This is a genomic window from Aporhodopirellula rubra (assembly GCF_014192335.1).
Classification (GTDB): domain Bacteria; phylum Planctomycetota; class Planctomycetia; order Pirellulales; family Pirellulaceae; genus Rhodopirellula; species Rhodopirellula rubra.
Genome location: NZ_JACHXU010000005.1, coordinates 384,187 through 403,823, shown reverse-complemented (window position 1 = coordinate 403,823; position 19,637 = coordinate 384,187). Strand labels below are relative to the sequence as shown.

The following is a 19,637-nucleotide window of genomic DNA, read 5'->3' as shown; positions in this document are numbered from 1 at the left end:
CCCCTTTTCTGACAAAGCCTAGCAGATAGTGCGTGCACGTCGTATTTAGTGTAACATGTTAGACGCCGAAGAGTTTCGCGGGATTCAAGAGATTTCTTGCTACCATTTCGCCACGGAGTCATCGGGCGGACATGTCGACTTTGATGATTCCGACTTGTCCGACAAAATCGAATTTGCAAACGAAATAACGGTTTCAGTCCCCCTTCATCGAAGTTTTGATCCAATGAAAAATAAACGCTTGGCCGGATTGTTGATTCTTTTTACGATCATCATCGGGGGCACACAATCCTACGCGGACTATCCGATTGCCTCTCATCGTTATCTAGCCGATCCCTCCTCGCTTGTCACCAGCGACAGAGTCTACATCTACTGTTCGAACGACGACGAAAGCCCGCTCCGTGGTGGCTACAACATTCCCAATGTTGTCTGTGTTTCAAGCAGCGACATGAAAAACTGGACGGATCATGGAATCGTGTTCGACGCCGAGCGTGATACATCGTGGGCAAAGAAAACGTGGGCTCCATGTGCAATCGAACGAAGCGGCAAAACGTACCTGTACTTCGGAAATGGCGGTGGAAACATAGGTGTCGTTGCCGGTGATAGTCCGATCGGACCATTTACGGATATTAAGGGGGAACCGTTGATCGAACATCGAACGCCTGGCGTCCAACCGGCGAAAAACATGTGGCTCTTCGATCCGGGGGTTTTTATTGACGATGACGGCCAAGCATACATTTACTTCGGCGGTAACGGGGATGAGAACGTCCGCGTCGCGAGGCTGAACAAAGATATGGTGACTCTCGACGGTGACGTGATAAAGATGGTAGCTCCCAATTTTTTCGAAGCGGCTTGGGTATACAAGATCGGAGAGACCTACTATTTCACCTATTCCACAACTCCCAATGCGGGAATGCGGATTGATTACATGACCAGCAAGCGACCGACCGAAGGATTTACCTATGCAGGTATCGTCGCCGATCAACCACCACTAAATAATAACAATAACCATGCTGCCGAGTTCAAGTTCAAAGACAATTGGTATCACGTCTACCACAACCGCATCGTCGCCACTGAGGCCGGTATCCCCACTGGCTTTCGTCGCAACATCGCAGTCGAGCAATTCGATTATCAGGACGATGGTTCAATCGTCAAAGTACAGTACACGACCGATGGCGTGACGCAGATCGGGAACATTGATCCCTATGTTCGCAATGAAGCAGAGACCTTCGCTGCACAGCGGGGAATCGAGACGGAGCCTTGCGAAGCAGGCGGTATGAACGTTACGAACACCAGCAACGGTGACTGGATCAAAATCGCCGGAGTTAACTTTGGCCCGCAGGGTGCGTCGAAGGTAAACGCCATGATCTTATCGGAGTCGAAGGATTGCACAATAGAACTGCGTCTCGACAGCCTTGAGGGAAAGCAGATTGGTCGTATTAAGGTTCCTGCGGGTGACGAGGCAAGCGAATGGGAACTGGTCGAAAGCGACGTCAACGGTGCCGACGGAGTTCACGATCTGTACGTGAGGTTCGTTGGCGAAGAAGACAACTTAGCCAAACTCGACTGGTGGAAATTCGTTGAGCGTCCGTAGCAATGTTCGACTCCTCCATTGTGCAAACACAACCTATGCCCGATTTGTTTTTTTTAACGATGAATGGCGGGGGGGGGCAAAAAAGTCGAACGAGCATTTAGGTCGGTGAAATCTGAGGTTGGTTTGTCATATAAGGTCGAGTTCTGGATCGAGATCGAGTCCATATTCAGCGGGACGGTTAAATAGTCGTGTCGAAACGGTCGCATCGCGCAGCAGACGTCACACCGATTGTTTTGAGACCGGAGTGGTGCGAGCGAGTGAGTGAGAGTCGAACGAATTAAGCAACTCACGATGCCGACTCAAGCAGCCCGCCGAAAATATGACTTTAGATGCCCACCCAGACGATCTTTACAAACCACATGTTCCTTACGGAACTTCACCGTTGCCACCGGATCGCCGTCACGCACCGGAGGCAAATGGTCCCGGGCACTGTGACAACGTTCGGTGTTGTACCAGATCGATGTTTCTTTCAGTACATGGTCAAGGTGCGCATTGGACACGATGCAGAACGCATTGAGCACTTCGTGTTTAATCGTCTGAATCACGCGTTCGACGTGAGCCTGCAGATTTGGAGAGCGAATCGGCGTTTTCTTGATCTTGCAATCCGTCGACGTGAAAACGCCATCAAACGAATCGGTGTATTTCTTATCGCGATCACGCATCATGTAGGTGCATTCCAGTCCCTCGTCTTCCATCCACATGCTGAAGTTCCGGGCTTGATGGCCGGTCCAAGCGCCGGTGGGAGTATCTGTGCATGGGGAGAGCCAAATCCGCCGGCTGCCGATATGGATAAAGACCATGAAGTAAACGTCGACTAAGCCCTTCATCGTCCATTTCTTCTTGCACGCGAAATCGCATTGCCAAAGCGTTTCTGCGTGACGCTTCAGGAACTTGTGCCAAGTGTCCGGGTGATCGCCAGGAGTCGTTGGGAAACCCGCTTCGACGATTACGTTCTTCACGGTTTGGCGAGAAACGCGAACGCCCATCCGCCGCAATTCTTGCAGAATCTTCGTGTAGCCAAAGCCAGTCTCTTTGCGGATCCGAATGATCGTATCGCGGATGTCCTCAGGCGTCTTTGGCCGGCCAGGTTTTTGATTCGACTTCTTCTTTTGCTTCTTTCCCGCTGTGAGTGCTCCATCTTCTTGCATTCGGACCCAGCGTCGAAACGTCGAATACGAAGCAATTGACATGATTTGCTTTATGGCACCACCAAGCTTTTTGCCGTGCCGAACAAGAATCAGACGCTCGCGATTGTCGAGCGCAATCCGATCAGGTAACTTGGCACGAAGAATCTGGTTTTCAGCCTTCAAGAAGCGGATCTGCTGGGCAAGTTCCTGCCGCGTAAGCGATGCAAGGAGTGTCAAAAGTGGATGGATGAATTTGGCCATGGATCGCTGAAAGACCTTGCGTTTTACTGAATAATCGAGGTGGCAACCTTTTTCTACCCCGCTCAAAACGAGAGGGTATACGAGTACGGGGTCTAGGGAAGTGGACGTGTCCAACAAGATCAACGAAACCCCTTTTACTGACGCTACGCCGCAGCTGAGCATCCGCCACTTGATGCTCTGGATGACTTGCGCTGGTGTCTTGTTTGCGGGCCACGACGCCATTGACCTATTTCGCTATTACCCGGAAGAGACTCGGGGGACCATGCGGTTTTGGCGGACTCTGTACGTTATTCCGGAGAGTGCTGCCGCCGCGGGGCTAGTTGTACTGTTCTCGCGAACGATTCGTGGTGTCGCCCCGTTGATGTTGCATCCCGGCTATTGGCTCGTGTTGGTCCACGGTCTGATCGCCATTCTCGGACCGATGGCCACCGGTGACCTTGGTACGATAGCAGTCAGCAGTATCGCGAGCGCGATCTATATTGTTGCCCTCTGCATATCGCGTTTCCCAACTAGATGGACCGTTTATTTCATCGCGGCAACTGTCCAGTGGTCGTGCAACTCATTGTCGCAACTTGCGATTCATGAAATCGCCCATGAAAATTCGGGCGAGAACAGTTGGCATTCATTTGTTGAGCTGCTCAGTATTGAACGCCTCATCGGCATTATTTGGTTGCATCAATATGCTATCACCGCCGGTTGCTTTTTGCTTCTAACAGCCGTAGCCTTGGATTGGCGAGCAAAAACCTCGAGGGACTGGTTCCACACTGTCGGCGTCATTGTGGTGATCAGTGGCAGCATTGGCGTGAGCATATCCACCATCCGATTTAAACTTGACGCGTTCGGTGGTTGGTTTTTCGAACGCTGGCCGTCGTGACGCCGCCCAACACCGCACAGCCGAAACGTTCGGCATCCATAACAACCGACGAACCCGTTCGGAGTCGCTAACAAGGATCTGACGCTCGCGATTGTCGAGCGCAATCCGATCAGGTAACTTGGCACGAAGAATCTGGTTTTCAGCTTTCAGGAAGCGGATCTGCTGGGCAAGTTCGCGGGCGCGTAAGCGATGCAAGGAGTGTCAAAAGTGGATGAATAAACTTGGCCATGGATCGCTGAAAGACCTCGCGTTTTACTGAATAATCGAGGTGGCAACCTTTTTGTACCCCGCTCAAAACGAGAGGGTATACGAGTACGGGGCCAATGGAATCCAAATTCGGTGGAACGACGTACAAGACACCAACAGGCAGCACCGTCAATCGATTTGATTGATACGGTTTTCGCGGTGCCGCATTGGTGATGACGGAATCGAATGGCGGACGGCCTGAGCGTTTGAGCCGCTGGCGGGCGATGCAAAGTAGCCGAGTCATCTCGGCGAGGGCCGTTGAGAAGTACTCAAGTGCGCGCTTTGCTGTTAACTAGAGTGTCAGTTTCTGACAAAGTTGTCACATTTCTGGTTTGGGTTAACAGCGAGAGTATTTTCAAAAGTACTCTGTTTCGAGGAGAGTCTCATCAGGGGTGTCGAGTGTAACGGCTCGCATCTTCAAAAAGCCCGTAAATCACGCTGTTTTGAAAAGTACTCGCGCGAACTCTCTGAAAAAAGTTCGAGGAGAGTCTCATACGGGGAGGTACTTCTTGGTTTCTGTCGTAGCCCGGTGGTGTGTAAACGAAAGCTCGCCGCTCGGAATCCGTGCTATCTGAATGAAAATAGATCTCGCGAACTTGGCCGTGGGGAACGTTTTTAAGTGCGTAGAAATCGCGATCGTGGGCAGGAATCTCAATTCCGCTCCCCCAACGCATTGCTCCGAAATAGTATTTGCTGTTGGGATCCGGAACGTGGGCACCATCGATGATCAGCTCATAGTAGTGGAAGCCTTCGTCAAGAGGTCGTGAGTATCCGATCCATGCCCCATCTTCACCCTTTACGAACTCGGTGCTGTCGCGAAATGTCGTTGCCACGCTCTTCGCTTCCGGCGCGACGACGCGAAACTTGATGCGACCTTGGGAATTGACCTGCGGGTAGTCTCTTCCAGCTTGGTTGGTAGGCGCCGGCTTGAAATCGTCTTTGATGCTTCAGGAACATTACTTCCAGCAGCCGCGTTCTCATTTTCATTCGCAGAAGGCTGTTCATTCGAATTGGTCGTCGTGTCTTCCTGCAGCTCTGAGTCCTTCGATGACTTCTGAAATACTAATTGAGCAAAATAATAAAGATTGTTTCGCCAGTGGGTCGGATCGTGTCCGTGCGAGTCGACGTTCCAGATGTGTGGAATGTCGTTCTCATTCAAATAACGCTGCAGACGTTGACTGATTCGGATCAATCCGTCTTGGTTTCCACATGACAAGTAGAGTAGCTCGAGTTGTTCCTTCGCCTTTTCTGGATCGGGGACCAATTCCTCTGGGGCCTTGGTATTGGGCGCGGACGAGAATCCGCCGACCCAGGCAAACGTGTCCAGGTTGGTCAGTCCGAAATTCAGCGACTGGCCACCGCCCATCGACAAGCCGGCCAGGGCTCGATGTTCTCGATCGGCCTGAACGGAATAACGCGACTCGATGGTGGGAATGACGTCATCGAGCAAGTCTTTCTCAAAAACGGCAAATGCTGGAGCACTCGCCATCACATTGCCTTCGGCGCGATCATTCTTCTGCGCGCGGCCGTTCGGCATCACCACAATCATCGGAACCGCTTTGCCATCCGCGATCAGGTTGTCAAACAACACATCAGGTGTCGCAAAACGCTGCCACTCGGTTTCGTCGCCGCCAATGCCGTGCAACAAATACAAGACAGGGAACTTCTTCTCGCTCGAGTACCCCGGGGGCGTGTAGACGTTCATCTTGCGATTCGTGCCGACCGTCTTCGACTCATAGTCGATCATCTCCAACTTGCCGTGCGGAATGTCTTCCCGCTTTGCAACGATGCTATCTGCAGGATCGGGATAAGTTTGCTTGTCGTCGGGACCAAGTTCGATCGGGCCGCCGAATCCGCCTCCGCGACGACCCTGGCGAGGACGTTCCGGGTTTTGCTCCTGTGCTTGGGCAACGGCACTGGCAAGCTGTAGCATGCCGAGCAGGACTAGAACAACTAATTTTCTCATGAGAGGGTCTCGATACAGAAGAAGATGAGAAGGAACGTCAACGAATCACCGTCGGGTCTAGTGACCTTCACCTGCAAACTCGACGGTCACCGCAAACACGAGCGGAAGCGAAAAGTCACCTCCTTTCAAGAATTCGATTTTCGTAAGTGCTTTGTCAGCTTCGGCAGGAATCTTCAAGTAGCGGATTTGCTTGCCGCCGGCTTCAATCGCCTTCTTCGATTCCGGCACATCCTCGCCCGCTTGGTAAGTCACGATGTGCTTGCCGTTTACCAGTTCAAAATCACTTGTGCTTCCGTCAGCGTAGTGACGACGGACGATCATGCTGGTCGTTTCGTCCTTGAAACGCGGGTAGGCAGCCCAGGCGACGCCCCCCAACATGTGAATCGTTTTCACGTTTCCGGCGCAGTCGAGGCTAGCCGATTCTGGCAACGTGCTTGGGAATCGCGATGATTGACGTTGCAAACCGATGATGTTGGCGATCCGATCTCCCTGGGGATCGACCAATTCGAACGGAACGCCTTCGACCTCCACACGCCCGTAGGAATCGAGTACAAACTCGTCTCCAGGTCGTCCGCGGAATCCGGGGAGGCCTTTTTTGCTGTTGATGGTCGCAGAGCTAGAGATGTTCAGCGGCGCGTACTTGCCACGTTTGGCGAGAAACGAAAGCAGATCCGCCATTTCAGTTTTACTGATCGAGCTTTCAAAACCCTCTGGCATCAATGACTTGTGCGACGAAGTCAATTGCTCGATGTCTTCGCGAAGGACCAGCTTTTCTTTGCCTTGCGTGTCGATGATGCGTAGCGAGTTTGCCGACTCGCCGGCTAGCATTCCGGAGAGCACATTTCCGTCGACGGTCAAAATCTGGTACGTGCGGAAGTTGCTTTCGACGCTTCGCGATGGATCGAGGACGTTCATCAAGATTTCTTCTTTGGGATGAACCGCCATGCCCGTCAAGTTAGGACCGATTTCTTGTCCGATTTCGCCATGGATGTGGCAAGCCGAGCAATGTTTCTTGAACATTGCCAGGCCGTTCGTCACATCGCCTTCCACGGCAGCGACCGGTAACCATTGATCGACCAATGCTTGGCGATTAGATGTTACCATCGCACCTCGCGTTTCCATCAACTCCTTCGCTCGCGATGCTATCGATGAGGTGGGGTGGTTCAGTAAGGCTTGGCGTTGATCGAGCTGAAGATCATTGAATTGCACTTGTCCATCGGCAATGGCGTCCAACAAATCTTCAGTGCCGTCGGCTCGGGATAAAAGCAACGTCAGAACTTGGCTACCGAGTTTTGGCCCCAGCGAGGTTTTCATGTCCAACAACGTTTCGGAAAGACCATTCACGCGCGCGGCCTGCAGTGAGTTCAGTGCCGCGATCCCAGTTTCTGGAGCCAGTTGCGGTGTAAAGAACGCTTCGACCGCGTCGAGAATCTTTGGACTCATTGGTGCAAGGCGAATCGCTTGATCCCAAGCACTCAGACGTTTCTCTGAATCGGCATCCGCGTCCAAAGCGGTTGTCAGCAGTTCGTCCTGTATTTCACTTACAATCTCGTTTAGGTTCGTGATCGACCACTTGTCGGCTACCGCCAGGATCGCGGCTTTGCTTTCGACCGAAGTGTCGTTGGCTAAGAACCGGTCACGAACAATTTTCTGCGATGACTCGGGAAGATTAAGAACCAGATCTCGCGGCCAACCCTTTGCTAAGCCTTCCCAGACCGTGACGGCGACTGGCGAATCGGGCGAGATTTCAAGCAGCTCGCTGATTTGCTCAGCTGTGGGATTACTCCGCGCGAGGTGCTCCGCCAGAACGGCAATCCGTTGATTGAGCGAATTCGCCGCGGACGGACTCATCTTGCCGAGCGCCACGATCGTCGCAGCAGGATCGGTCGAAGCAGCGGAAGTCCATGCGTCCAATAAAACACGATCGTCTCCAATCGAAGGTACTAAGCCAGCAAGCTCGTCGCCGCTGATCGCAGCGTTCGCTTTTCCTTCTGCAACGCGCAGCAACAAGGTCAACCGCACCTTGGGGTCGACATCGTTTTGCAGACCCGCTTCAATCGCCTTGGCGATCTGCTCGCTACCGCAACTCGCGATTGCCGCGTTGCGCACTGGGCTGGATACATGACCGAAACCGGCGGCACACGCCTTTGCAAGTGCAGCGACTGCTGATTCGTTACCCGTTTCCGACATGCCTGCAAGCGTCCAAATCGCATGCATCGCGGCTGGGTTTAATCCGATCTCGTCGACTTGATCATTGTCGACCAATGAAACGAGAGCACTGAGCGTCGCATCGTCAGCCGCCCCACGTTCCACCAAAAGACGTTGTGCCGTTCGACGCCAAAAGAAATTGTCATTACTGAGTGCCGTAACCAACTCGGCGTTCTCTGCATCAGCGAGTTGTAACGTTCGCGTCGCAGAGCCGCTGCCTGCCTCGTCGGTCACCAATCGATAGACTCGGGCAAAACGTTTGTCTCGCAGATCACTTTCATAAGCAGCCCCTTTGCCGGTTTGGAAACCGTTGGGCGTTGGGTTGTGCTGAACAATGTAGTTGTACCAGTCCAAGACCCATACGTTGCCGTCGGGACCGACCTCCGACATGATCGGAGCTGACCAGTCATCGATGCTGGCAACCGTGTTGAACGCGTTTCGACTTCGATAGCTTGCACCGTCCTTCTCCAGCACGAAAGAACCAACGAGGTGCCCCGTCGGACCGCAGACCATTTGAATTCGGTTCCACCAAGTCGGTGGATAGTTGCGAGCGGTGTAGATTGCTGAGCCGCAACCGGCTGTAAATCCGCCGTGCCAGTCCACCTGACGGATGCGATCATCGATCGGATCGAACCGATGCGACTGGGCAATATTTTGAAGAGTCTCGGGCGACCAGCCGGCGACTTGATCGTAATACCGATTGGGAATCGGCATGTGAACGCTCGGGCAACCGTTGGCAGTTGAACCAAAGACATAGCCTTCCTCGCTGAAACCCAGCCCCCAGGTGTTGTTGTTCGTGCCTCTCATGAACTCCAATGCATCGACACGGATTGTGTGCTGATCGAAGTCGCTTGATTGGCTGTCTGCGACTTTGCCCGTTTCCGCGTCGATCGCATAGGCTGGCGCTGTCTCATCCGAGGCACCCGCCTTGACCTTGAATCGCCAAAACCCTTGGCGAAAACGCATTTGCGGTTCGCCGTTGATTACGGGCTGGGAATTGTTGTAGCCCTGCATGCCCCAGATCCAATTGTCGGGGCCATACTGAAAATTGCTGACGCCGCCGTGCGTGTCGCCCAGCGCCCAGCCGGTAATCAGCGACTGTCGAAAATCGGCCTTGTCGTCGCCATCGATGTCCTTCAAATAGATCGTCTCTTCGCCGTCCTGGACGATCACGCCACCCCGGTAGCAAACCAGTGTCGATGGAATGCTTAGATTTTCTGCAAAGACCGTGAACTTGTCGGCCTGGCCATCGTTGTCAGTATCTTCGCAAATCTTGATGCGGTCGCGGCCGACGGCTGATTTTTCCTTAAGTTCATTGGGGTAGTCCACAGTTTCGCAAACCCACAAACGCCCGTCCTCGTCCCAGTTCATTGCGATCGGCTTACCCTTTAGCCCCGCGGTCTTGTCGTTTTGCTGGGGAGAGCCGGGCCAGTTGTCGGTCGACTCCTTGGCCCAGATCGCGAGTTGCGTTCCTTCCGGAGTCGCGAACGCTTTGATGGACTTTTCCGCTGGCAGAGGGTCTTGCATCTTCGAGAACGGTTCGGCCTGCGTTCCCCACTGAGCACCCGGCGTGTAGTTGGGGATCTTCGCCCCCACGTCTGTCGTTGCAAATTCTTCATCGTCGACCGAAGGCGGATTCATCTCCGGCGCAGAAAAGGGACGATTCGCAGCGATGACCGCTTCCGCTTTGGGATCTGCAGGCCTGCCGCTGTCGGCCGAAGCTGCGGTGAGCGTCTGACCACAGGCCCACAAAACACCGCGTGCGAGCAGCTTTTGAAAATCATTGTTGGACCACGTCCGATGATCGTGTCCCCACGCGGTATAGAAAACGCGACCTTGTCCGCTCGTCCGGATCCATGTGTAGGGTTCACCATCGGGATTGCTCACGGGGCCGGATTCGTCGCTCCGTGTCTCAAGTACTGTCATGTCCGGGTTGAGCTTGCTGTGGCGGTAGCTTTCGTCCATCGACCGAACCGGGTTCAGCCCCCGCATGATCTCATGATCGGAAGCCACGATCTCGGTTTCAAAGCGAGTGAACCCGTGACTTCGAAACTGACCGCCAACTAATTCGATGTACTTATCAGAATTGAGAAAACAGAACGACGCGCAGTGAACGGGAATCAGGCCTCCACCACTTTGAACATAGTTCAGCAGAGCCGACTCGGCGTCCGGTGTGATTTGCTCAATGTTTGCGAAGATCATCAGCCCTTCATATTTAGCGAGATGATCTTCGTTAAGGTCGCTCAGCTTCTCCGTGTAAACAACTTCGATCCCTTGCTCTCGGAGCGGCCCTGCCAAATGCCGATAGAATTCGGATGGCCTATGGAATCCTCTGTCGCCAAGCATCAATACCGAGACTTGCGATTCCTGAGCCGATGCGAAGCCGCAGGCGAGAAAGATAAGGACGAGCAGATTTGCAGTTGCAACGTGTTTTGATAGAGCAGTCATCTTGTTTCTGGTAGGCCTATTTGGTTGACGGTGCAAACTCCACCGCTCGATGTTCATCTAAGCAGATAGAGCTGGATTCTCGGTGGACAACATGCCGCCGTCAGGATCAATAGTGGGACGAGATATCGCGAATGATGGAGTGGCGGTACTGTGCGTTATAGCCACATTGAGCTCAATGGAAATGAGGAATTGCGCACCTGAACGGAGATATTTCACAAGCTCGCAGCAGATCCGCTCGGCAGATAACCGTGCGTACACGCATAAACCCCAGGCCGGTCTGAAAGTTCTGCAAATCGGTGAGCCAACTCATTATTTTCACGGATATTTCGATTCCATTGGGGGAATTCAACGAAACGACAAGCTCAAATACCCCACGCCCTAATGGGCGTTTGGTTTTCATTGCGCGACAGCAGTGGCTCATTCGCCAGAATTGGCGGCGCTGCGTCATTTGGGCCAGCGCCCACTTGCCGGGCAGCGCGGACAGTAACGGTGTGGACCGCCATTGCAAGCAGCTGCCCCCTCGATGCACGTGAAATGGTTTTAAAAGTTGGGACTACGTCCTCATGTGTTTGTTGTGTACACTTTGCCGAAGTGGAGTTATTTCACGGCCTCGTCTCGGTGATCTCGTCAGACGATCCGGCTCGCGTGTAGGGAAGACGCAAGCAGCGCAATTATCAACACAGGCACCTCATGCGATTCAGATCTTTGCTTGTCATTCTATCTTTCACACTCTCCTTGGTCGTTGTGGGTGCTTCAGTCGCCCAAGAGAGCATCGGACCAACTGACACGGCCACATTGAAAGAAGTGGTCGGCAATCGCTTTAAGATTGGCGTTGGGGTGAGTGAACGGATTCTCACGGACCCGAAATGCAGCGACTTGATTCGCGAACAGTTTCAGATTCTTACACCTGAGAATTGCATGAAGCCGCAGGGCATTCATCCTGAGGAAGATCGCTGGAACTTCGCCGCACCGGATCGCTTCGTCGCGTTCGCTAGTCAGAACAATCTGGAAGTTGTCGGTCATTGCTTGGTTTGGGCCAAGGATGATCGAACCGACGAGTGGATGAAGCGCGGCAAAGATGGGAACGCTGTATCGCGAGCCGAATTGCTCGCGAGAATTGAAGATCACGTCGCCACCGTTGTCGGTCGCTATCATGAGTCGGCAACGATGTGGGACGTCGTCAATGAAGCACTGGCGGACGGAGACGAAGGCTATCTCCGCGAATCGGTGTACAGCACCACAACGGGAATCGACTTCATCGAAACGGCATTTCGCACCGCGCGCAAACACGATCCCGATGCTCTGCTCATTTACAACGATTACAACTGTCACTTCCCGGGAAAACGCAAGAAGCTGATTCGGTTGCTTACGGAGCTAAAAGAGCGCGGCGTCCCTGTGGATGCTTACGGTATGCAGGGCCATTTTGAACTGGGTGATGACTCCATTACGCAACTGAGGGAAACGTTCGCGGCACTTCGGGAACTGGACATCCAAGTTGTGATCTCTGAGTTGGATATCGATGTCGTCACTCGTGGAAAATGGTGGGCCGAAGAGGGAAAGTACCGCGAGGAACTGAGGAAGTTCGATCCCTACAAGGACGGCTTGCCAAGAGATGTTGAACAGCGAGCGACGGATCAATATGTCACTTTGTTTCGCTTGTTCGATGAATACCAGGAGACAATCGCACGCGTTTCGTTTTGGAACTTGCACGACGGCCAAAGTTGGCTGAACTACTTTCCCTGGGATCGAACCAACTATCCGCTCTTGTTCGATCGGGAGCTAGAACCGAAGCCGGTTTATGACGCAGTCATTAAAGTGCTTCGCGATTCCAACCCAGTCGGAGCCAAGCCAATTCAAACCGGCACGGGCCACGTCCCTCACGAGCGAACCGATTGGATGTCGCGGGCGGCGCACGAGCAATTGTTGCGAAAGGCCAAACAGGGAAAGGTCGATATATACTTCCAAGGCGATTCAATCACGCGTCGATGGGGCGCAACGGACTATCCGCATTTGCTCGAACACTGGAAAGAGAGCTTTCACGGATGGAATGCAGCCAACTTTGCTTGGGGTGGTGACAACACGCACAATATTCTCTGGCGGATGCGAAACGGGGAGCTGGACGCGTTGAGCCCGAAGATCGTCGTGCTGCAAGCGGGAACCAACAATCTGCCCTGGCAAGGCTCAGCGAAGCAAGCAACCATCGATGACGTCGTCGATGGTATCGTAGCGATCACCGACGAGTTCTCGAAGCGTTGCCCAGACGCAGTCATCGTGTTGACCGGACTGTTCCCGCGAGACCAGAACGCGGCGCTCACTCCAACGATCAAAGAGATCAATGTTCGCCTTCAGTCGCTGGCGAATGATCGGCAGATTCTGTTTCTCAATCTCAACGCTCAACTAACCGATGCAGAGGGGCGTTTCCTGCCTGGGTATTCCAGCGATGGTTTGCATCTTGAACGACCCGCCTACGAAGTCTGGGCTTCCGCTTTAAGACCGATCTTTCAAGGAATCCTTGGTCCACCAGCTGCGACCGATGATGCGCCTAATCCGACAGGTGTCCCTTCGGAGACCGATCCATGATGGGCGCATCACGAACGCCCATAGATCGGCGAGGGTGGCCATCAGACATTTTCTTTCGCGTAGGAGTCGCTTGAATAGATGAAGGAATCCACACAGCAAGAGCGAGAGTTGCCGTTAGCGTTGCGTGCGGCCTACATGGCGCTTCACCGCAACACGGAAGCAGCGTTTGCTCAGCATGGCGTGACCGCTGACCAATTTGTGCTTCTATTGGCACTCTCCGAGGGCCAAGCATTAACGCAGCGTGAACTGGCCGACCGAATCTCCTCTGACCCGAGTACGGTTCGAGCGATGCTGGTGTTACTGGAAAAGATGGAACTGATCCAAAGGGCAAGCCACCCGACCGATTCCCGCGCCAAAACCGTAGCGCTGACCGCCAGCGGAAAACGAAAGCTACGCAAGCTTTGGAAAGCCGGGCAATCCATCCGCGATGAAATGTACAGGTGCATGACGCCGGATGAGGTGGACACGCTGATCTGCCAGTTAAGAAACATCACTTCCACGCTCAATCAAGAAAAATCACTTGTATAGCGTCCGTCGGTAAGATCGCCGATTTTTAGGAATTCATCACGCACAAACTGAAAGCTCGATGACGAAGATTTTGGTCCTTTACCATTCAAATACCACGAACACTCAACGTATGGCGGAGCTGGTGGCTGAAGGTGCGCAGCAGCTAGACGATATTGAAGTCCGACTGCGTAGCATTGAAGAGGCCGATCATACGGACCTGGAATGGTGTGACGGACTCGCGCTCGGCTCTCCGACCAACTACGGCTGCGTGAGTTGGCAGATGAAGCAGTGGTGGGACCGGCAACCCATCGAAAACTGGGGAAAACGCGATGGAAAGATCGGCTGCGTCTTTTCTTCCGCCGGAGCTTGGGGTGGCGGCCAGGAATGGACCTGCATGGCATTGCTGTCCATTCTGATCAACTACGGTTTTCTCGTTTTCGGCTTGACCGATTACTCCGGCATCAAATTCTCGGCTCACTACGGAGCCATATCCGCGGGCGCCCCTGAGGAGGAACGAGTGCAAGAGGCCTGTCGCCGACTCGGGAGAAGGTTGTCGGAGTGGACGGCAAACATGATTCATGGACGAACAGAGGCACATCCTTTGAACCAGTCCTACGAACGCTTTAAAGACCTAGGCAAATAAATCCCAAGTACGATTTCTACATTTCCCGTTCCTTTTTCCCGTTCTCTTAACGAGGTTCCGCAATGAAGCCGCAAACAAGATTCAACCGACGTGATTTTCTTCAAACGGCAACCGCCGCCACTGCGGCTGGCGTCTTTATAGGCACCAGTTCCGCTTCACACGCGCAAGACTCGCCGAATGAACGTCCCGTTTTTGCCACGATTGGACTGCGAAACCAAGGGTGGACGATCACGGACAAGTCAACCAAGTTTGCGGACTTCGCGGCCTTTGCCGACGTCGATGCCAATGTACTGGGAACGATCAACGAAAAGCTTGAGAAGAAAACCGGCAAGAAAGCTGAGGGATACAAAGACTACCGCGAAGTGCTTGACCGCAAAGACATCGATGCGGTGATGATCGCAGCCCCAGATCACTGGCACACCAAGATCTCCGTCGAAGCTATGCTCGCTGGCAAAGACGTGTACTGCGAAAAGCCGCTGACCTTGACGATCGACGAAGGCAAGTTGATCGAAAAGATCGTCAAACGAACCGGGCGAGTGTTCCAAGTCGGAACCATGCAGCGGACTGAAAACCAGCACCGGTTCCTCAAAGCCATCGCACTGATCCGCGAAGGACGGATCGGGGAGATTCGCAAAGTCACCTGTGGAATCAACGGTGCTACCGGTTCGCCCGTGATCCCAGCCATCGATCCTCCTGAAGGCCTGGATTGGGACATGTGGCTCGGCCCAGCCCCCAAGGTTCCATACAGAGCGGGGACCGAAATGCGTCGAGGCTATGGTGGCGGCGTACCGCTTTACACCAATTGTCACTATGCATGGCGTAACTGGTACGAAACCTCCGGTGGCCAGATGAATGACTGGGGTGCTCACCACGTAGATATTGCGACGTGGGCACTGGGCGCGAGCGAAACCGGCCCGGATAAGGTGACGCCGGTCAGCTACTCGTTGCCGGTCGAGTACAAGGATGGCTATCCGACGGTCAGCGATCAATACAATTCGCCAACCAAGTTTGAGATCCACGTTAACATGCCCGGCGACATCCCAATGATCATCACCAGCGAAGGCGACAACGGCATTTTGTTTGAAGGAACTAAAGGTCGTTTCTTCGTTAATCGCGGAAGGCTGGCGGGAAAGCCGGTCGAAGATTTGGAAACCAACCCGTTGCCTGAGGACGCAGTTGAAAAAGTCTACGGCGGCCCTGTCAGCGAGAATCATACCGCCAACTTCATCGAAGGCATGCGTGCGCGTGAACAACCGATCTCCGATGTATGGACACACAACCGGATGCTCGAGACTTGCCACTTGGCAAACATCGCGATCCGCTTGGGGCGTGAGCTGAATTGGGATCCGACCAAGCGTGAGATCATTGGCGACGACGAAGCCAACTCATTCCTTTCACGAGAGAGTCGCAAGGGTTATGAGGTCAACATGTAGTGGTTTTGTAACGCCGGACGCCCCCGCGAATCGATGCGGTTCCGGAGGCTTGAGAACCAAATCAGACAAGAGGAATCTAATGAAATCCACATTGCCCGCTATCGCACTCCTGATCGCGACAGCTACTGCCATGGCACAAGAAACAAAGCCAACCGATGAGTCTGCACCCCTTTTGTCAGCCACCCTAGCCACGACTGACAAAGAGTCCTTCAAGGTGACACTCGACCCGATTGAGAATGGCTCAATCGAGCTTCAACCGCCACTATCAGATGATGGAGCGTACGAGCTGGGAACTGTAGTGACTGTTCATGCCAAGCCAGCCGAAGGCTACTCGCTGGATTCGATTTACTATTCCGTTCCCGGTCGCTGGGGAGCGATGTACCACGAGTCGCTGACTGACGAATTCAAATTCACGATTGATCAGGAGAAACACATCGGCGCCTCATTTATCGAGGCAGATGCCGTCGCCCATTTCGATCTCAGGCACAACATCGTATATGCCATACCAGGCAAGAAGGAGCTCAAGTATGACGTCTACAGTCCTAAGGGTGCCAAGGATCTCCCCATCGTTGTCATCATCCACGGCGGTGGATGGTCAAGCAATGACGAAGACATCATGCGTGGGTTGGCTCGCGAACTGACCAAGGACGGCACACTCGTCGCGTGCAGCATAGACTACCGCTGGATCGGCGACAACGATGGCGACGAAAAACCTAACTCAATGGCCAATCTGATCGAAGATGTTTTCGGCGCGATCGCTCACATCATGGAGCATGCCGCTCAGTACGGTGGAGATGCAAGTCGAATTGGCGTGACCGGCGACAGTGCCGGAGGTCATCTGTCCGCTGCCGCATCCATCTTGATTGAACAGATCGGCTCCGGTGGCTCTGGTGTGAGAGAGGGAATCTACCACTTCAAACCTACGTATCTCCCAGGGGGCAAGTCAGCAGAGGACGTGCGTCAGCAAATGCTCACTTCGATCAAAGCTGCCGCGCCAAGTTACGGTGTTTTTGCCGCAGAGGGGCTCAAGGGTTTCCAACGCGGCATGAGCGGGCAGGCTGCCGAAGCCACGGCACCACAGAGTCATATCCCGGATTCCAGTGTTCGTTCAGTTCCGCAATACCTGACTCGCGGCACGAAAGATTTCTTGATCCGCGACGACGGGGTGGCTGCTTTCCTGGAAGCACTTCAAAGCAAAGGACAAACCGTTATCTACGACCAAGTCGAAGGTGCCGGTCACGCATTCTTTGACTGGAAGCCGAACAATGAAGTCAAAGCAACCTTTGCGAAATACGGTGTTCCCTACGCAGCAAAGATGCGTGCGTTTTTTGAGGATCATCTTTAGTAAGCGTGGGGTCTGAATTGATTCAGGCCATGGATCAAGAATAGGAGCGGTGTCCGGGCGACTCCCGGTGGTTGAGATCGTGCTGCCGAGTGCATGCCGCTCACACGGATTATGTTCCTCGCGGCATTTCTCCTCTAATTGTTTTGTAGCCAATGACTCGACGATCTGTCGCCCTGCTGATAGAGACCTCAAACGGCTACTGCCGAGGCTTACTTCAAGGAGTCATTTCGTACACCAAAGAGCATGGAAATTGGTCTGTCTACTTGACCGAACAGGAACGCGGTGCGCCGCCACCCGCCTGGTTAGAAACCTGGGGCGGGGATGGGATCATCGCTCGTATTGAAACCGATTCAGTCGGTTGCCAATTGCAACGCTGCGGTGTTCCAATCGTTGACCTCAGTGCGGCTCGACACGTCAAAGGGGTTCCCTGGGCTGACACGGAAGACAAAGCGATTTCACGATTGGCAGTCGAGCATTTTATTACACGAGGTTTTCGGAACCTTGCTTATTGCGGAGATGCTGGTTTTCAATGGTCATCCAAGCGTTGCCAACACTTTCGGCAGTTTGCTGAGGCATCTGATTGCAAGGTTTTCGAGTATCAATCCGTCGCGCGTTATGACCGCGCCTTTGACGCCGTCGCTGAGAAGCGGCGGATCATGGATTGGGTTCGCCGGCTTCCGCGCCCGGTTGCAATCATGGGATGCTATGACTTCAAGGCGCAAGAGGTTTTAGACGCTTGTCGGCGGTTGAAGCTTGCCGTTCCGACAGAAGTCGCGGTGCTGGGGGTCGATGACGACCATCTGATTTGCGAATTGTCTGAGCCGACGCTCTCGAGCGTCATTCCAGATACCAATCGCACCGGTTACGAGGCAGCAAGTTTGCTCGACAGAATGATGTCCGGAGAAGTTTTCACATCCGAAGAACCGCTGATCACTCAACCGCTAGGGATTCAGCTTCGCGAGTCGACGGATATAGTCGCGATTGAAGACGAGCAGATCGCCAGGGCCCTCCAGTACATTCGGCGGAAGGCATCAGCCAACATTCGCGTCATCGATGTTTTAGACAACATTGACCTGTCGCGTCGAGTCTTTGAACATCGCTTTAAAACATTAGTCGGGCGGACGCCGCACCAGGAGATTCAAAGGGTTCGAATGAATCGGGTGAAAGAGCTGCTGCGTGAGACGGACTTGACCGTTCACCAAATTGCTGAGCGACTTGGATTTGAACATTCAGAATATTTGGGCGCCGCGTTCAAGCGGGAAATTGGCGTTTCCCCTGGTGAGTACAAACGGAAAAACGCTTGACTGAACTGTCTTCATGCCGTGCGGCGATACGACATTAAGTGATCACCAAGTAGTGTCTCGCGAATCACCTGGTCCTTCGAGAACGGTCTTAGCGGAAACGTCACCTCTTGCCGAAGCGGCGGAAGGTGATCTCGTTCGGTATGGCCGCGGCGTTTGTTGTACCAGCTCTGGGTGGTGCGAAGGATGCTGTTGAGGTGCTCGTTCGTCACGATGCAGAATGCATTAAGTACCTCGTGTTTGATCGTCTGAATGACTCGCTCAACGTGAGCCTGCAAATTTGGCGACCGAATCGGCGTCAGTTTGATCTTGCCGCCAGTCGACTTGACAATTTCGTCAAATGAGTCGATGTACTTGGAATCACGATCACGCATCAGGATCTCGCACTTCAAGTCGTTGTCCTGTAGATGCATTTGGAAGTTGCGTCCCTGCTGAGTCGTCCAGGCACCGTTCGGGGTCTCCGTACAAGGCGAGATCCAGATTTGCCGAGTGCCGATGTGGATGAAGACCATGAAGTAGACATCGACCAGACCTTTCAGCGTCCACTTCTTTTTGCACGCAAAGTCGCACTGCCACAACGTATCGGCGTGTCGTTTGAGAAACTTGTGCCAAGTGTCGGGGTGATCACCCGGCGTGGGCGCAAGGCCGGCTTCGACGATCACGTTTTTCACCGTTTGCCGAGAAACGTGGACGCCCATTCGGCGCAGTTCTTGCAGGATTTTTGTGTAGCCGAACCCGGTCTCTTTCCGAATCCGCAGGATTGTTACGCGCACATCGTCTTCGATCTTCGGACGGCCGGTGCCTCGCTTTGCTGACTTTTTCTTGGACGCCGGCGTGTTGTCTTCCATTTTCCGAACCCATCGCCGAAACGTTGAATATGAAACGATCGTCATCACGTCCTTGATCTTTCCGCCCAGCTTCTTGCCATGCTTGACCAATATTTTTCTCTCACGATTGTTCAACGTGACGCGGCCGGGTAACTTGGACCGAAGGATCTCGTTCTCCGCTTTGAGGTAGCGAATCTGCTGGGCCAGTTCCTGCCGTGTCAACGACGCCAAGAGTGTCAAAAGCGGGTGGACAATGTTCGCCATCGTGCGATGAAAAGCC

General features: G+C 53.6%; 13 protein-coding genes. 8 read left to right on the top strand and 5 right to left on the bottom strand.

From position 1 onward, the window contains the following. The first annotated feature begins 223 nt into the window (after nucleotides 1-223). Nucleotides 224-1,591, top strand: a complete 1,368-nt coding sequence (locus FHS27_RS09555; RefSeq protein ID WP_184304498.1) for a glycoside hydrolase family 43 protein — start codon at nucleotides 224-226, stop codon at nucleotides 1,589-1,591. 299 nt (nucleotides 1,592-1,890) lie between these two features. Here the strand turns inward: FHS27_RS09555 and FHS27_RS09550 are convergent, their stop codons facing one another. Continuing rightward, nucleotides 1,891-2,979 (bottom strand): integrase core domain-containing protein, encoded by a 1,089-nt coding sequence (locus tag FHS27_RS09550; RefSeq protein ID WP_184304496.1) that lies wholly within the window; start codon nucleotides 2,977-2,979, stop codon nucleotides 1,891-1,893. A 106-nt stretch (nucleotides 2,980-3,085) separates the two neighbouring features. Here FHS27_RS09550 and FHS27_RS09545 point away from each other — a divergent pair, with 106 nt between their 5' ends. Next, nucleotides 3,086-3,853, top strand: a complete 768-nt coding sequence (locus tag FHS27_RS09545) for a hypothetical protein (protein WP_184304494.1) — start codon at nucleotides 3,086-3,088, stop codon at nucleotides 3,851-3,853. 632 nt (nucleotides 3,854-4,485) lie between these two features. Here the strand turns inward: FHS27_RS09545 and FHS27_RS31040 are convergent. From FHS27_RS31040 to FHS27_RS09535, 3 genes are read right to left on the bottom strand one after another with little or no spacing between them, the layout of a single operon-like run. Next, the gene (locus FHS27_RS31040) at nucleotides 4,486-4,932 is read right to left on the bottom strand and encodes a hypothetical protein (RefSeq protein ID WP_246419356.1); all 447 of its coding nucleotides are present in this window, start codon (nucleotides 4,930-4,932) and stop codon (nucleotides 4,486-4,488) included. After that, nucleotides 4,896-6,065 carry an alpha/beta hydrolase gene (locus tag FHS27_RS09540; RefSeq protein WP_246419354.1) on the bottom strand — a complete coding sequence of 390 codons (1,170 nt, stop codon included), beginning with the start codon at nucleotides 6,063-6,065 and terminating at the stop codon, nucleotides 4,896-4,898. Before FHS27_RS09540 ends, FHS27_RS31040 begins: the two co-directional genes overlap by 37 nt. 57 nt (nucleotides 6,066-6,122) lie before the next feature. Continuing rightward, nucleotides 6,123-10,721 (bottom strand): PVC-type heme-binding CxxCH protein, encoded by a 4,599-nt coding sequence (locus tag FHS27_RS09535; protein ID WP_246419352.1) that lies wholly within the window; start codon nucleotides 10,719-10,721, stop codon nucleotides 6,123-6,125. A gap of 690 nt (nucleotides 10,722-11,411) precedes the next feature. Between FHS27_RS09535 and FHS27_RS09530 the strand changes: the two genes are divergently transcribed. From FHS27_RS09530 to FHS27_RS09505, 6 genes are all read left to right on the top strand, one after another. Next, nucleotides 11,412-13,301, top strand: a complete 1,890-nt coding sequence (locus tag FHS27_RS09530; protein WP_184304492.1) for an endo-1,4-beta-xylanase — start codon at nucleotides 11,412-11,414, stop codon at nucleotides 13,299-13,301. Between the two features lie 78 nt (nucleotides 13,302-13,379). Further along, the gene (locus tag FHS27_RS09525; protein ID WP_246419350.1) at nucleotides 13,380-13,829 is read left to right on the top strand and encodes a MarR family winged helix-turn-helix transcriptional regulator; all 450 of its coding nucleotides are present in this window, start codon (nucleotides 13,380-13,382) and stop codon (nucleotides 13,827-13,829) included. Between the two features lie 58 nt (nucleotides 13,830-13,887). After that, on the top strand, nucleotides 13,888-14,451 hold the full coding sequence (locus FHS27_RS09520) for a flavodoxin family protein (protein ID WP_184304490.1): 564 nt from the start codon (nucleotides 13,888-13,890) through the stop codon (nucleotides 14,449-14,451). 62 nt (nucleotides 14,452-14,513) lie between these two features. Next, entirely contained in the window at nucleotides 14,514-15,884 is a 1,371-nt protein-coding gene (locus FHS27_RS09515) for a Gfo/Idh/MocA family protein (protein ID WP_184304488.1), read from the top strand. A gap of 79 nt (nucleotides 15,885-15,963) precedes the next feature. Beyond that, nucleotides 15,964-17,229, top strand: coding sequence for an alpha/beta hydrolase (locus FHS27_RS09510; RefSeq protein WP_221224978.1), 1,266 nt, complete (start codon nucleotides 15,964-15,966; stop codon nucleotides 17,227-17,229). A gap of 152 nt (nucleotides 17,230-17,381) precedes the next feature. Further along, on the top strand, nucleotides 17,382-18,533 hold the full coding sequence (locus FHS27_RS09505) for a XylR family transcriptional regulator (protein WP_184304487.1): 1,152 nt from the start codon (nucleotides 17,382-17,384) through the stop codon (nucleotides 18,531-18,533). Between the two features lie 11 nt (nucleotides 18,534-18,544). On the opposite strand, the gene FHS27_RS09500 is transcribed toward FHS27_RS09505, so the two are convergent. Continuing rightward, nucleotides 18,545-19,621 (bottom strand): integrase core domain-containing protein, encoded by a 1,077-nt coding sequence (locus FHS27_RS09500; RefSeq protein WP_184304485.1) that lies wholly within the window; start codon nucleotides 19,619-19,621, stop codon nucleotides 18,545-18,547. Nucleotides 19,622-19,637: the final 16 nt, after the last annotated feature.